This window comes from Bifidobacterium boum, assembly GCF_000741535.1.
Lineage (GTDB): Bacteria > Actinomycetota > Actinomycetes > Actinomycetales > Bifidobacteriaceae > Bifidobacterium > Bifidobacterium boum.
This window is the reverse complement of record NZ_JGYQ01000015.1, coordinates 146,087-160,674: the sequence shown is the minus strand read 5'-3', so window position 1 is coordinate 160,674 and position 14,588 is coordinate 146,087. Positions and strand designations below refer to the sequence as shown.

The window sequence follows — 14,588 nt, the reverse complement described above, 5'->3', positions numbered from 1 at the left end:
CATTATGGCCCTAGGCAGGGCGGAACGCCTTCCATCCCCGTCATGTGACGTATGTCTGGGCATACGCGGTGCAGCATATTCGAACCGCCCATACGCCATACGCCACGTCATGTCACACGCCGGCCGTGGCACAATGGGGGGTATGCCGGTAATCAGGGAACAGGATATTGATAAAGGCCGCGACGGGCTGCAACAGTGGCGTGACAAGGCGCGGGCGATCGCTGCACAGGATAATAACGAAGCCGGTCGCTTGGCCGTGTCTCCGGACGATTTGCCGCGTCCGGTGTGGGCGTGGGCCGTGCGTTACTCGCTGTATCTGCTGGAACGCAAGGCGCCGGGGGAGGGCGTCGAAGTGCGCGTGGCACCGTGGGGTGCCATCAAGATCCTGGACGGGCCGGCGTCTGACCCGCATAATCTCACGCCGCCAGATGTCATCGAACTCGATCCGGACGTATGGCTGCGTCTGGCGTGCGGTATCACCACGTGGGCCGAAGAGAAACAGGCCGGCCGCATCAGCGCGGTCGGCGAGCGCGACGATCTGAGCGGCCTGCTACCGCTCGTTTGAGCGTGCATGCGGGGTGCGCTCGCAACATCGTAATGTACGACTCGTTCCATGCCAGGGCATGATGCCAGCATCCATTTGAATGTGGGTGAGGTGCATTTCACGAAATGGTGAGGTACACAGGATGCAAGGCGCAATGCTGTCCACGTCGGCATCGTGCCTCCTGCGTCGTTCAAGCAATGGTTGACAATGAGCAACGGTGATTGATAACCGTCAAGGCAGTACTTTCGCAGGCGCCGCATACACAAACCGGCTACGCTAAGGTCTTCGTAGCGTAGCCGGTTTGTGAGAACCAGCGCGGATTGCCTGACCTGCTTAGTACTTCATGCCCATGGCCTCGCGGACCTCGTCCAGGGTCTGTTCGGCGATTTCGTTGGCGCGCTTGTTGCCGTCGTGCAGAATATCGCGGATCGAATCCATGTCCTTGGCGAGTTCGGCTCGGCGCTCACGATGCGGGGCGAGGAATTCGTTGACCGACTTGGTGACATACGCTTTCAGGGCGCCGGCGCCGGCATCGCCGATCTCCTCGGCGATATCCTTCGGGTCGCGGCCCGTCACCAGGCCAGCAGTGGTCAGCAGTGCGGACACTTCCGGACGGTTCACCGGATCATACGTCACCTTGCGCTCGGAATCGGTACGGCTCTTCTTGATGAGTTTCGCGGTTTCCTCAGCGGTGGCGCCCAGCATAATCGAATTGCCGTAGGACTTGCTCATCTTGCGGCCGTCAAGACCTGGGATTTCCGGGGCTTCGGATAGGATCGCGCTCGGCTCGGGGAACACCGGGTGCTTCTTCGCATACCGCTCGTTGAACCGGCGGGCGATGGTGCGCGTGATCTCCACATGTGGCAGATTGTCCTTGCCGATCGGCACCACATTGGCCTTGCAGAACAGGATGTCGCACGCCTGATGCACCGGGTAGGTGAGCAGCAGACCGGTCAGCGCGTGGCCGGAAGCCTCCATTTCGGACTTCACGGTCGGGTTGCGGTGCAGCTCAGCCTCGGTGACCAGCGACAGGAACGGCAGCATAAGCTGGTTTTCCGCCGGAACCGCGGAATGCGTGTAAATCATGGTCTTGTTCGGGTCGATGCCGGCGGCCACATAGTCAAGCACCAGGTTGAGCACGTTGTCCTGGATGTGCTCGGTGGTGTCGCGATCGGTGATCACCTGATAATCGGCGATGATGATATTCGTGTTCACGCCCAGGTTCTGCATGGCGACACGCTCGCGGATCGAGCCGAAATAATGGCCCAAGTGCAGCCGTCCGGTCGGGCGGTCGCCGGTGAGCATCGTGAACTTGCCCGGGTTCTCTTTGAGGGCCGCCAGCGTCTCATCGGAACGCTTCTTCGCGGCGAGGAAACTCGCGCTCATCTCGTTGCCTACAGCAGTCACTTGCTCTTCTGCCATGACCAATCCTTTGCTTGAAAACCCAAGGAAAACTTGCTTTTATCGTAAAAGTGTCATCAGACAACCACGACGTGCATAATAAGTGGTACTCTCTTATATGATGATTCAACAACTATAAGCATTGCAGGGGGTCAGATGGGCCGCGGACGTCAGAAGGCAAAACAGCAGAAAATAGCCCGTAAGCTCAAGTACCTGACTACCGATACCGACTACGATGAGCTCGCCAAGGAGCTCAATTCCCAGGAGCCGGGTACCGGTTCGTTCGATCCGTTCGCCGACGTTGAAGAGCAGTATGCGCATGAGTCGGGCGAGGGCACAAAGAGCGAGTCATCACCAGTTGATGACGATTTAGACGAATACGCGAAGTGGGCTGCGGAAGCAGCGGCGAAGGCCGCGAGCGACGAGCCGCCGGTGCAGCATACGCCGGTCAAGCCGCACAAGCCGATTCACATGCCGCTGCCAAGCGCCATGAAGCCGAAGCCGCATCCAAGCGACGAATCGGCGAAGTAGGTTCGCTGGTAGCTGGCGGTAGACACTGGCGGTTCTGGCGGTTGCTGGTGATTGTGCCGGTGCCGTAAGCCAAGCCAGAAGGCTGGCGGCGATACATAAGCTCAGCGCTACACGAACTGACCGCGTCCGGTTGATATGCCGGGCGCGGTCAGTTGTGTTGGAAGCAGGGCATCGTTGCTGGGAATGCAAGATGCACGGTGTGCTCTGGATGGACGTCGTACCGCAGGCGAGTTATCGTGTGCATCGAATGCGATGTGTCGTATACGGGTGCCGGTGATGTCTGATGTCCGGCGCGCGTGGGGCCGCGAATCTCAATATCTCTGTCGATTCGTCGAAATCGAGAGATATTCAGAAAAAACTCTTGATGTCTCTTCTCTGGGCTCGATTCTGCGAGATTTTGAGATGTCGCGCCCATATCCGCCAGAGTCTCGCGCTTTCGAATCGTTGATTTTCCGGCGTTTTCGCAGTATGCCGCCCGGGGGCCTCCTTGTCGTCAAGTCTCAATATCTCTTCGGAAATGCCAGTGGAGATGGTTTTTTCAGATTCTGGTCTCAACATCTCGGAGGGAGGGGACGAAAACGCGAGAAATTGAGACTATGATGCTGTTGGCCGATGACAGTGACTGCGATGCGCGCCGTGGTTCGTGACGCAGAAATGGGCACGAGGTGTACCGGTCTTGGGACTTTGTGCCGGAACTGCCTGCCGGCGGGTGAACTCCCGGATTCTCGTGGGAGAGTATCGTGGATATGGCATTTGGCGAATAAACTCCCGCTGGAGGCTTCGAGGCTGATTTTTCAGAATCGCGGAATTCCAACGTTTTGATTGGGAGTTTATCGGCCGTACAGCGCAATCGCGCCAAACTCCCGGGCTCTGCGTGGGAGGTTATCCGCAAATCGCGGGATTCCGCATAAACTCCCGCGAAATCCGGGGGCTTGCTCGCGTACAGCCCCTCACGGGCGTATAGTCCCGCGTAGCCATGCGACGGGACGTTAGTCATCATCGGACATCATCGGGGTGTCACCTGGACATATCCACGCGAATGGACAGTGCGCGAACTCTGCCACGCAACTGTCTTTTCCCTAGGTTCCGCCTAAAGTAGCGGCTATGACTAGTCTGCTTGAACACCCCCGTGGCGCCGAACCCGGCAAACCTGGCGACCGTAGCGCGTTCTGGTTCGAAACCATCACCCGTCTGCCGGATGCCGCGAACGGTAAAGGGCGAGGCGGTGCGCGGTACGGGCGCACCGGCATCATCCATACCCCGCACGGCGACATCCATACGCCCGCGTTCGTGCCGGTCGCCACGCAGGGGGCAATGAAAGCCGTTCTGCCGGAATCCATGAAGCAGCTTGGTGCGCAATGCCTGCTGTCGAACGCGTTCCACCTGTTCGAACGCCCGGGTGAGGACGTGCTTGACGCTGCCGGCGGGCTGGCGAAGTTCATGAACTGGGATGGCCCGACCTTCACGGATTCTGGCGGATTCCAAGTGCTGTCGCTGGGCGCGGGCTTCAAGAAGACGCTCGCCATGGACGTGACCGGCATGAAGTCGGATGATGTGATTGCCGAAGGCAAGCAGCGTCTCGCTTTCGTGGACGAGGACGGCGTGACGTTCAAATCGCCGCTCAACGGCGCGAAACACCGGTTCAGCGCGGAAATCAGCATGGGGATCCAGCACAAGATCGGCGCCGACATTATGTTCGCGTTCGACGAGCTGACCACGCTCATGAATACGCGCGGATATCAGGAACGCTCGGTGGAACGCACGTTCCGGTGGGCGAAGCGGTGCGTCGCCGAGCATGAGCGGCTCACCCGGGAGCGGCTCGGCAAGCCGTACCAGGCGCTATATGGCGTGGTCCAAGGCGCGAATTACGAGGATTTGCGGCGGCACGCGGCCGAGGAAATCGCCTCGCTGGACTTCGACGGCGTCGGTATCGGAGGCGCGATCGAGAAACGGATTATCGGCGACACGTGCGCGTGGATCTGCGACGCAATGCCGGAGAATCGGCCGCGCCACGTGCTTGGCATCGCGGCGGTGGATGACATCTTCGCATGCGTGGAAAACGGCGGCGACACGTTCGACTGCGTTGCCCCCGCGCGTTGCGGGCGAAACGGCGCCATTTTCACACGCGACGGACGGTACAACATCAAGCGCGCCGCCAACAAGTTCGACTTTTCGCCGCTCGAGGAGGGCTGCGACTGCTACACGTGCACGCACTATTCGCGGGCGTATGTCGATCATCTGCTGCGGGCGAGGGAATTCAACGGCTTCACGTTGGCGACGATCCACAACGAGCATTTCTTCGTGAAGTTGCTTGATGATATCCGCGCGTCGATTGACGGCGGGTACTTCGACGAGTTCCGCGACGAGACGCTGGCGCGATTCTACGCGAACGGGTCGCGCGGGTGAACTGGCTGATGCGGTACCGGGGGAGATATCCCGCCGACGCCCGCCGGGTACGGTATTTTGCGACACGCCGATGCTTTCGGCTTGCGACAGATAGTCAATCATGGTATCTTGTCTATTTGTCTGCGAGCGTGGCGGAATGGTAGACGCGCTGTCTTCAGGTGGCAGTGAGCGAATGCTCGTGAGGGTTCAACTCCCTCCGCTCGCACGAACAAACCGGAGCTTCGGCTCCGGTTTTTTGTTTTCCGGTGACTTCCGGGGCTGAATAACAAGATGTGGGGCTATGGGTCAATCCCGATACCGGAGAAACACGCCAAACAACTTGCGGAACAATTCACTACAGCGCCAAGGGCGCGCATATCGTGCCAGCTTATCCGGAGGAAGAATAGATGTGGTACCACAAAGAAGAAAAGAACACCGTAGGAATTCTATTGGAATACGGTATTGCCCATGGTGATGAACTGCTTACACTAAAGTATGGCGAGCATGAGGAGTATGTGTGCAAGTTCCTCACTTCATACGAGTCCGATAACATTGCGGATGTTGAGAATTCCGGTGCGGCATACAACGAGTTCATCGTCGTCGCCTATTCCGTGGTTGCAACCGTAGTTCCAGGGGGACATTTTGCGCAAGATGATGGGGGCATCGAAGTCACATATTTGGACATGCCCAGCATGGTCTCAGATTCACGCGGGCGGATTATCTATCCCCGTGCGTTGGTTGGCAGTGGTGATGGGTCGGCGACTGGATGACAATTTGCGCGTGTATATTTTCGAAGCCAGAATTAGCTGTTCAATATTCCGACTTTCTGCCGACGCTGAGGTGGTTCTCGGGTCGGTGAGGTCGGAGGGATGACAGGTCGGTGGCTTGCGGTTGGTGGTCGATGTGGGAGAAATAGCGGATTTTTGTGATTCGTGTCTGTTCTCCCGCGCGTGGTGCGGGAGTTTACCGGATTCCGGTGGCCTCGCAAGAGATCTCCCAACGGGAACGTTGGAAATCCGCAGTTCTTGAAAATCGCCCTAGAAAGCAGTACTGGGAGAACAGTGCCGAATCTGTACATCGGCGATAAACTTCCGCGGATACATGGGACTTTGTTTGCGGATGTCCGATTTACGCACAATTTCCCAGACCGACGGTGGGGTGCGGATAGGGACTATTGCATCGTAGTCTCCTGCGTCACCAGTGCTGATGCCGATAACCCGCGGAATCCAACAATCTTCGTTCTTTTTCTGGTTTCGTGAGATATTGGGAAGAAAGTCTGAACATCTCGCGGATGACGCCCGTTTCCGGAAGTTGTTGAGACTCCATCGTCTGGTCGTCGGTATGGCGTGGCGGGCGGAAGCTTGGAATTTCAATGATCCCACGATTACGGGAATTCGTGATGCTGGCTGGGAATCTCAAAAAATCTTGGATTTCGTCTCCGTGGAGAGTTTTCGAGAGATTTTTCTGAACTTCTCTTCCGTACATGCCGATTCGATGAGATGTTTTGATTTTGCGTAAGACGGGTGCCGGGATTCATCGGGCAGGATAGGAATAGGGGGATCGGAATGGCCGCTGGTTCCTCAATCTATTGCCGCCACGGACCTGGCCGTCGGCGGCAGGGCCCCCAATGATACGATGGCACTGGTATTCAGCCATTGTCCTACCTACGATTCGAGGCGTATCCCATGCTCGTGTTCCAGAACGATTACAGTGAAGGCGCTCATCCTGCGATCCTGAAGCGGCTCGCCGAGACGAATATGGAGCAACTGCCGGGCTACGGCACCGACCACTACTGCGAGGCCGCGCAGGAGAAGATCCGCCAGGCGTGCGCATGCCCACAAGCACAAGTTCGCTTCATCTCCGGCGGCACACAGACCAATCAGCTGGTCATCGACACGATGCTGCAGCCGTATGAGGGCGTGGTCGCCGCGGCGTCCGGCCATGTGAACGTGCATGAGGCGGGCGCGATCGAGGCGACCGGGCATAAGGTCCTTACCGTCCCGCAACACGACGGGATGATCGACGCCGGCGAGCTGCGCGAGTATTGCGAAACCTTCTACGCTGATGACAACCATGAGCATATGGTCTTCCCCGGCATGGTATATATCTCGCACCCCACCGAATACGGCACGTTGTACACGAAAGCGCAGCTTGAAGCCATCGCGGCCGTCTGCCACGAGTACCACATGCCGCTGTTCATCGACGGCGCCCGCCTCGGCTACGGGCTGGTGGCGTCCGGCACTGACGTGACGCTGCCGGATATCGCCCGGATCGCCGACGTGTTCTATATCGGCGGCACGAAAGTGGGCGCGCTGTTCGGTGAGGCCGTGGTATTCACCAAAGGCAACATGCCCAAGCATTTCACCGCGCAAATCAAGCAGCATGGCGCATTGATGGCGAAAGGCTGGCTTATGGGCCTGCAATTCGACACGCTGTTCACCGACGGACTGTACACGCGAATCGCCCGCAACGCGGACGAGATGGCCCACCGCATCCGCGAGGCCTTGCGCGCCAAGGGCTACCGGATGGTGTACGAGAACACGACCAACCAGATTTTCGTGAGTTTCGATCATGCGACCATCGAACGGCTGGAACGTGAGGTCCGCCTCGGCTTCATGGAACGGTATGACGACGACCATACGGTGATGCGGATCTGCACCAGCTGGGCGACGACCGCCGAATCGGTGGACCGGCTGATCGGCCTGCTGTAGCTCGGTTGGTGTGGCGTGCGCCGGACATCGCTCTCAGCTGAGCCGATAGCCTGTGTTGTTACGGCGAACCCGCTGGAATCCTTGATTTTCTGCATTCTATGCATATTCGACGAGGATTTTGCATCGGTTTCCAAGGAACATTCAGGAAACATGAAGAAGCGGCGTCTTTACTCATAGATAGTGCAAGGCCGAACGGAACGTGCGGCCGAAAGTTAGGCAAAAGGAGTGAACATGGCTGATACCAATACCGGTTGGGACAACCAGCCCGAACAGCCGCAGGATGATGCCCGGCAGACCGTGCCTATGCCGCCGGTCGATCAGACAACCAGCGACACGTCATACGCAGAAGACAACAATGCAAGCCAGCCGACTTCCGCCATCGAGACGAACGAGCCGACGGCAGACACCGGCAACGACGCGAACGCCACCCAGCAGCAGCCGACATACACGCCGGCACCGGAATACGGGGCGTACGGTCCGGTTCCGACACAGCAGACGCAACCCACCCAGACTTTCGGAGCGACCCAACAGATTCCCTCACAGCATCAACAGAACCCGTATGGCGCATATTACGGCGGATACTACGGTAATGGTGCAGGCAACGCCGGCGGACAGCCCGCCGACACCCGGCAGCCGTACAGCGATTCGTCAGCCAACAGTGGTATGCCGAACCCGGCACAGCCTGGCGCCTCACAAGCGCCGATGTTCCCGCCCCAAGGCCCAAACGGCCCGCAAGGACCATTCAATGAGGGCGTTGCGCCCCAAGGCCCCGACGGACGCCCAGCGGCCCGCAAAACTGCGAATAACGTGGTTGTCGCCGTTGTCGCAGCCCTCGTTGCGGCGGCTCTGAGTCTTGGCGTCGGTTACGCGGCGATCACCAACGGCTGGGTTACGGTTCCGACCAGCAGTTCGCTCAGCGGCGTGTCCTCGAACACATCCGGCTCCGGCAGCACCAACAGCAAGACCACCAGCACCGACTGGACCGCGGTCGAGAAGAAAGTCTCGGCATCCGTGGTGTCCATCCAGGCGAGCATTAGCGGCGGAGTGGCAAAAGGCTCCGGTGCGATCGTGGACACCAAGGGCTATATCGTCACCAACAACCACGTGATTTCCGGCGCTTCCGACATCCAGGTGACCCTCGCCAACGGGGACATCTACTCCGCGAAGGTTGTCGGCACCGACAGCACCACTGATCTGGCGGTCATCAAGCTCGACAACCCGCCGAGCGACCTGACCGCGGTAAGCTTCGCCGATTCCGACAAGCTGGCCGTCGGCGAAGGTGTCATGGCGATCGGCAACCCGCTCGGCTACGAGAACACCGCCACCACCGGCATCGTGTCCGCCATCAACCGTCCGGTTTCCGTGACCGACGACAACAACAACGAGGTCGTCACGAACGCCGTCCAGATCGACGCGGCCATCAACCCCGGCAACTCCGGCGGCCCGACCTTCAACGCGGCCGGTGAAGTCATCGGCATCAACTCCTCGATCGCGACGGCGTCCTCCAGCTCTTCGAGCTCTGATTCCAGCGGCTCGATCGGCATCGGTTTCGCCATCCCGTCGAACGTGGTCAAAACCATCGCCGACGAAATCATCAAGGACGGCAAAGCAACGCATGTTGTGCTCGGCGTGACTGTCAAGAGCGCCAATGTGGAAGCCGACGGCGTGACTCGCGGCGGTGCCGAAATCACCTCCTCCGGCACAGGCTCCGCAGTCACTTCCGGCAGCGCGGCAGACAAGGCGGGCCTGAAGTCCGGTGACACCATCGTCGCCTTCAACGGCAACGCAGTGACCAACAGCTACTCGCTGCTCGGCTACGTCCGCGCTGCAACGCTGAATGAGAAAGTGACGCTCACCATCGTCCGCGACGGCAAGACGATGAACGTGGACGTGACCCTCGACCAGGCCGAAACCACCACGAACTCCAACAATTCAAACGGTTCCGGCAACAATAACAACAATAACAACAATAACGGGAATAACGGTTCCGGCAACGGCAACGGTTCCAACGATGATGGCGGCGGCGTGTTCGACCCGTTCGGCCTGTGGTAAATCCTGCGGTCTGCGGGAAACCCGCTGACTGAGCGGCCCGGATAACGAAGGCCCGGCATGGACGTACGAGTCCTGCCGGGCTTTCGCCTATACGGCACTTATCTAGGCAAAGCCGATACGGCGGCTACAGGATGATCATCGCCTGGGCGCTCGCCGGCTCATCGTAGTGGATCATCAAATCGAAATCAGCCTGACGGATCGGCAACTGGTAGGCGTCGACCAATGTCTCACCGTACGGTTCATCAATCCACGGGTCGTCGACCAGCAGCGTGCCATCAGCCAACATGCCGGTAACTGTCACCCAGTGCGGGCAGATTTCACCATGCATGACATGCTCGTCAATGAGTACCAGCGCCACGCGCCCGCCATCAAGCCGCTTGGCGACATCCGCCGCAGTGAACGGCATGACTTCGACGGGGATGCCGGCCGCATGCGCCTGGGTTGCGAAATGCTCCTGCACGTCGAGAGACATCGCGGCATCGAGCATGCCCATCGCACCATCTGCCGGGTTGAGCACCGGCCCGGTTTTCGAAACGATAATACGCGGCTGTTCCCCGCGTTTCATCGCGCTTAATGCCAAACCGTACGGTTCGCACGCCATTGCGATCGTCGCCTCACGCCAGATATGCAGCTCATCCACGCGGTTCGCCGTCACCTGCGGATGCAACCGGTGCATCGCGTTGAGCAGCGAAACCGGGCCGCAGGTGAACTCCGTGGTCTGCCGGTAATGCTCATGCTCGTCCAACGGATGCCATGATTGCCCGTCATCGGTCGTCATCGCCTGTTCGGCGTAGACTCCCGGCTCCGTTTTGACCGTGATCACGTGCGAACCGCGGATTGCATGCAGCGCCGCATATTCGACAAGCCCCTCCCGCAGCCGCTCCGCGCCACTGAACGTGCACAGCTTCTCCTGTGCGGTATGCGGACGGTGGTAGCCCAACAGAAACGCGGTATCCTGCCCATCGCTGGCCGTATACACCGTACGTTCCAACGCGCCCTGCGCTTGGACCAGTGCGGCGCGCGTGACTTCCGGCAGTTTGAGATAAATCGAGCAGATACCGTCGTGCCGGGCGCCGGCTGTGATGGTATCGCCGGTTGTTGTGCGGCCGGCAGCCTGCTGCCGTTTGGCGTCGGCGCCGCAGGATTGGGGGACGGGGATCGCGCGGTAGGCGACGTGCCGTGTGTTCTGTGCACGTTGCATACGTTGGGTCTCCGCGGCGCTCATTGATGGCGCTCCTCGCCTGCAAGGTTCACGGACAGCGCTTGCGGCACCGAGGCGATGAGCTTGCGCGTGTATTCGTGTTTCGGATGGTCCATGACTTCTGCGGTGGAGCCCTCTTCGATGATCCGTCCGTCCACCATCACCGCAATCCGGTCGGCGATACGCCGGACCGTATCAAGATCATGAGAAATGAACAGGATCGCCAAATCCGTGCGTTCCCGCAGCGACAGCAACGTTTCCAACACGTGGCGTTGCACATTCGCGTCCAACGCGGTCACCGCTTCATCGGCCACTAGCAGTTTCGGCTGCGGTGCAAGGGCGCGGGCGATGGCCACGCGCTGGCATTGCCCGCCTGACAGGGTACCCGGCTTGCGGTCCAGATACTCGGCTTCCAGACCGACAACATCCAGCAGTTTGCGGATATGCGCATCATCAGCAGGGCTGCCGGACGCGCGCAACGCCTCGGCAAGCGTCTGCCGGACCGTCATCGTCGGGTTCAACGACTGGTACGGGTTCTGGAACACGAGCTGCGCCACATGCATCGACCAGCCGGTCATACCGCCCTTGCCGTCCGTATACCGTACATCGCCGGAATCAGGACGTTCCAGATTGACCAGGCAGCGAGCAACCGTGGATTTGCCGGAACCGGAGGCGCCCACCAAGCCGAAAATTTCACCGGCATGCACGGTGAGCGATACATCATCGACCGCCGGTCGGGGAGCCCCGGCGAAACGCTTCACTAGATGTTCGGCACGCACCACGGCACTGCCGATGGCCGGGCGTTCCATCTCGCCGATGCCGGCATGGGCGGCCAGCAATTCGCGCGTATACGCGGTTCGCGGGTGTCGGATGATATCGTCCCGGCTGCCGGTCTCGACCACCCTACCATCGCGGAACACCGCCAGATGGTCGGCACGCTGTGCGGCAAGCGCCAAATCATGCGTAATCAGCACAAGCGTCAATTGGCGTTCGTCGCGCAAACGGCCCAGCAAATCCAAGACGCCACTCTGCATTTGCGCGTCCAGTGCGGTGGTCGGCTCATCGGCGATCAGCACCTGCGGCTGCGGTGCGAGCGCCGCCGCAATGGCCACACGCTGACGCATACCGCCGGACAACTCATGCGGGTAGCGGTCGGCGACACCGGCGTCAAGCCCGACATCCGTCAACAACTGCCGCGCACGGTCGCGGCGCTCGGCGCGGGAACCTTCACGCATTCCGACGGCAATCTGTGTTCCGCAGGTGTGCAACGGGTCAAGCGACGAGAACGGGTCCTGCGGGAGCCACACAATCGCGCCGCCACGCAACGCCCGCCACGAGCGCCCGTCGCCGGCCAAATTCACCATCTCACCCAGCAGGCTGTACGACCCCTGCACATGGGCATACCGCGGCAACAGGCCTGCGAGAGCCTTCGCGGTCAGCGATTTGCCGGAACCGGATTCACCGACGATGGCTGTGGTTTCGCCCCGCACGATATCAAGATCGACACCGTGCAACAGTTCGGCGTCACCGATGCGGACCTTGAGCCCGCGAAGCGTAATAGCCGTGGCCTGCAGGCTTTCAGACCCCTGCCCCAATGTTGTGGTGGTGTTGGAATCCTGCGGGATTTCGCCTTGCTGCGCAACCGATTGCCGGTTGTCCTTCATGATGCTCATCGCTCACCTCTGTCCGCGCGGGCGGTAATCCAATCGCCCACAATATTCATGGCGACAGAAACCACGATGATCGCGATGCCGGGGGCGATTGCGGTCATCGGGTTGTTGAATAGCTGGTCGCGCGCATCCGAAAGCTGCCGGCCCCAATCAGCGGCCTGCGGTGAAATACCAAGTCCGAGGAACGACAGCGACGACAGCGATACCAGCGCGTTGCTCATGTCGAGGAACATAGCCGCTCCGACCACCGGGCGGATTACCGGGAACACGTGGCGGGCAAGAATGCGTACCGGGCTGAGCTCCAGCAGCCGTGCGGCATCAAGGAACGGGTCATGCAGGTGCGAGAGCGCCGCAGACCGCACCAAGCGGATCTCGTACGGCGCATACAACAGCATGAACACGAGCACATTCACCCAGTAGCCGCCGCCGATCAGGCCGGCGAGCACAATGGCGAGCAGCAGTGTCGGCAGGGAAAGCATGAGTTCCACCACGCGGGAGATCAGCCAATCCACCCAGCCGCCCGTATACGCGGCAAGCAGACCGAATACAAGGCCGATCGCCATCGCCCCGACAGCGATCACCACCGGGCCTGCGATGGCCGTCCTGGCGCCGGCGATAGTCAACATGAGCACGTCACGACCCAGCGCGTCCGTGCCCCACACATGACCGTCTGTGCCGGCGGGAACCGCGCCGAGCACGATATCCTGCTTCAACGCCTGCGAATTGAATGCCGGAATCAGGCCGATGATAACGGTTGCAAGAAGAATCAGCGTGGCGACCAGCATCGCCCACGAGCCGCTCATCGCGCGGCGGATGCGGGTGGGTAGCGGCAGCAGCCGCGGGTGTTGGGGCGAGGATTGCGGCGTTGTCCGGGACGCGGTCCGGGAAGCCGGTTCCTGCGGCCCATGCTGGGGTTGAAGCGGAGCTTGAGTCGAAGTTTGTGTCGTGTCGGACATCACGCCTCACCTTCCTTGCTTGCCGGTGCGTCGGCAGAACCGCGGTGTCCACCACTTGGACGCAATCGTGGATCAACCAGCGTGTACAACGCGTCGATAATCGCCGTCGTCACACAGATGACGGTCGCCAGCAGCAACGTCACCGCCTGCACGACCGGAATATCCTTGAACGTCACCGACTCCTGCAGCAACGTGCCCAAGCCGCCAAGTGAAAACGTCGTCTCCACAACCACCGTGCCGGAAATCAGCGAAGCGATCAGCAACCCGGATGACGTCATGATCGGCAGCGCCGCATTACGCAACTGCCAGCGGGTAATCGTGCCGCGAGACACGCCACGCGACTGCGCGAACAGCGTGTAATCCGACTCCACCTGCTCGAGCAGCGAAGCGCGCGACACCTTGATCACCGCGGCGAACAAGCCGACCGCAAGCGTAATCGCCGGCAACAGCAGATGCGGCACAGCATCGGCGAAACTGCCGTCGCCCAGCCCATACACGGGGAACCAGCCCAGTTTGACCGCGAACACGTAGAGTAGCAGCAGACCGACCGAAAAACTCGGGGCACTCACCCCGACCACCGCCAGCGCGGTAATCAGCCCATCACGCCACGTGCCATGCCGTTTCGCGGCAACCACGCCCAGCGGCAAGCCGATGAGCAGAGCAATCGCAATGGCCATCAGGGCCAACGTCAACGTGACCCACGCGCGCTGCCCGATCATCTGCGCCACCGGCAGCTGCGTGCGGATTGACGTACCAAAATCGCCGTGTATAGCGTTACCGAGCCAAATCGCATACTGCTTCCACAACGGCTCGTCAAGATGATACTGGTGGCGGATTTCAGCGAGCTGTGCCGCACTGACTTTTTTCGCGCCGGCCAGCGTGCGTGCCGGATCGCTGTTCGTCAAGTACAGCAGGCCGAACGTGACCAGCGACAGCACGAACAGCAGAATCACCAGATTGAGCAGGCGTCTGCCAATGAACTTCGCGACTTTCACAAATCCGCCTTTCGTTACGATGCGCATCTGGACTTGGCCCCGCCGAAGCGCTGGTTTGGCGGGAATGGCTTGTCGCCCGCGACGGAATCCGCCACGGGCGACAAGCCATCAGTCACCTGAGAGCCACACGCGATGGCCTCCA

Annotated in this window: 12 protein-coding genes and 1 tRNA gene; 8 read left to right on the top strand and 5 right to left on the bottom strand. The window is 60.2% G+C overall.

Going from position 1 to position 14,588, the window contains the following annotated elements; translation table 11 throughout:
• Positions 1–142 precede the first annotated feature (142 nt).
• Entirely contained in the window at positions 143–565 is a 423-nt protein-coding gene (locus tag BBOU_RS05470) for a sterol carrier family protein (protein ID WP_026503051.1), read from the top strand.
• A 312-nt stretch (positions 566–877) separates the two neighbouring features.
• Here the strand turns inward: BBOU_RS05470 and trpS are convergent, their stop codons facing one another.
• Positions 878–1,966, bottom strand: coding sequence for a tryptophan--tRNA ligase (trpS, locus tag BBOU_RS05465; RefSeq protein ID WP_026503052.1), 1,089 nt, complete (start codon positions 1,964–1,966; stop codon positions 878–880).
• Between the two features lie 135 nt (positions 1,967–2,101).
• On the opposite strand from trpS, the gene BBOU_RS05460 reads away from it, so the two are divergent.
• The 7 genes from BBOU_RS05460 to BBOU_RS05430 all read left to right on the top strand — a co-directional run bounded on the left by BBOU_RS05460 (position 2,102) and on the right by BBOU_RS05430 (position 9,624).
• A complete protein-coding gene (locus BBOU_RS05460) occupies positions 2,102–2,476 on the top strand; it encodes a DUF3073 domain-containing protein (RefSeq protein WP_026503053.1) in 375 nt (124 codons plus the stop codon).
• A gap of 1,104 nt (positions 2,477–3,580) precedes the next feature.
• Positions 3,581–4,882: a tRNA guanosine(34) transglycosylase Tgt gene (gene tgt / locus BBOU_RS05455; protein ID WP_026503054.1), complete on the top strand. Its 1,302-nt coding sequence runs from the start codon at positions 3,581–3,583 to the stop codon at positions 4,880–4,882.
• A 122-nt stretch (positions 4,883–5,004) separates the two neighbouring features.
• Positions 5,005–5,087, top strand: a tRNA-Leu gene (locus tag BBOU_RS05450).
• 67 nt (positions 5,088–5,154) lie between these two features.
• On the top strand, positions 5,155–5,268 hold the full coding sequence (locus tag BBOU_RS09630) for a polymorphic toxin type 50 domain-containing protein (RefSeq protein WP_081815531.1): 114 nt from the start codon (positions 5,155–5,157) through the stop codon (positions 5,266–5,268).
• Positions 5,269–5,631: a hypothetical protein gene (locus BBOU_RS05445; RefSeq protein WP_026503055.1), complete on the top strand. Its 363-nt coding sequence runs from the start codon at positions 5,269–5,271 to the stop codon at positions 5,629–5,631.
• A 915-nt stretch (positions 5,632–6,546) separates the two neighbouring features.
• A complete protein-coding gene (locus BBOU_RS05435; protein WP_026503057.1) occupies positions 6,547–7,572 on the top strand; it encodes a threonine aldolase family protein in 1,026 nt (341 codons plus the stop codon).
• Positions 7,573–7,803: 231 nt separating this feature from the next.
• On the top strand, positions 7,804–9,624 hold the full coding sequence (locus tag BBOU_RS05430) for a S1C family serine protease (protein WP_026503058.1): 1,821 nt from the start codon (positions 7,804–7,806) through the stop codon (positions 9,622–9,624).
• 124 nt (positions 9,625–9,748) lie between these two features.
• Here the strand turns inward: BBOU_RS05430 and BBOU_RS08890 are convergent, their stop codons facing one another.
• From BBOU_RS08890 to BBOU_RS05410, 4 genes are read right to left on the bottom strand one after another with little or no spacing between them, the layout of a single operon-like run.
• Positions 9,749–10,849, bottom strand: coding sequence for a peptidase C39 family protein (locus BBOU_RS08890; protein ID WP_051616796.1), 1,101 nt, complete (start codon positions 10,847–10,849; stop codon positions 9,749–9,751).
• Positions 10,846–12,498: an ABC transporter ATP-binding protein gene (locus tag BBOU_RS05420; protein ID WP_051616798.1), complete on the bottom strand. Its 1,653-nt coding sequence runs from the start codon at positions 12,496–12,498 to the stop codon at positions 10,846–10,848. Before BBOU_RS05420 ends, BBOU_RS08890 begins: the two co-directional genes overlap by 4 nt.
• Positions 12,495–13,451, bottom strand: coding sequence for an ABC transporter permease (locus BBOU_RS05415; protein ID WP_238552074.1), 957 nt, complete (start codon positions 13,449–13,451; stop codon positions 12,495–12,497). Before BBOU_RS05415 ends, BBOU_RS05420 begins: the two co-directional genes overlap by 4 nt.
• Complete coding sequence (locus BBOU_RS05410) at positions 13,451–14,446, bottom strand: ABC transporter permease (protein WP_238552071.1); 996 nt, start codon at positions 14,444–14,446, stop codon at positions 13,451–13,453. The genes BBOU_RS05415 and BBOU_RS05410 overlap by 1 nt, the downstream gene beginning before the upstream one ends.
• Positions 14,447–14,588 lie beyond the last annotated feature (142 nt).

What these genes read in the sequence shown, in the direction of transcription:
- BBOU_RS05435 (WP_026503057.1), top strand. Translation starts at nt 6,547, where the DNA reads ATGCTCGTGTTCCAGAACGATTACAGTGAAGGCGCTCATCCTGCGATC.
- trpS (WP_026503052.1), bottom strand. Translation starts at nt 1,966, where the DNA reads ATGGCAGAAGAGCAAGTGACTGCTGTAGGCAACGAGATGAGCGCGAGT.
- BBOU_RS08890 (WP_051616796.1), bottom strand. Translation starts at nt 10,849, where the DNA reads ATGAGCGCCGCGGAGACCCAACGTATGCAACGTGCACAGAACACACGG.
- BBOU_RS05470 (WP_026503051.1), top strand. Translation starts at nt 143, where the DNA reads ATGCCGGTAATCAGGGAACAGGATATTGATAAAGGCCGCGACGGGCTG.
- BBOU_RS05415 (WP_238552074.1), bottom strand. Translation starts at nt 13,451, where the DNA reads ATGTCCGACACGACACAAACTTCGACTCAAGCTCCGCTTCAACCCCAG.
- BBOU_RS05445 (WP_026503055.1), top strand. Translation starts at nt 5,269, where the DNA reads ATGTGGTACCACAAAGAAGAAAAGAACACCGTAGGAATTCTATTGGAA.
- BBOU_RS05430 (WP_026503058.1), top strand. Translation starts at nt 7,804, where the DNA reads ATGGCTGATACCAATACCGGTTGGGACAACCAGCCCGAACAGCCGCAG.
- BBOU_RS05460 (WP_026503053.1), top strand. Translation starts at nt 2,102, where the DNA reads ATGGGCCGCGGACGTCAGAAGGCAAAACAGCAGAAAATAGCCCGTAAG.
- tgt (WP_026503054.1), top strand. Translation starts at nt 3,581, where the DNA reads ATGACTAGTCTGCTTGAACACCCCCGTGGCGCCGAACCCGGCAAACCT.
- BBOU_RS05420 (WP_051616798.1), bottom strand. Translation starts at nt 12,498, where the DNA reads ATGAGCATCATGAAGGACAACCGGCAATCGGTTGCGCAGCAAGGCGAA.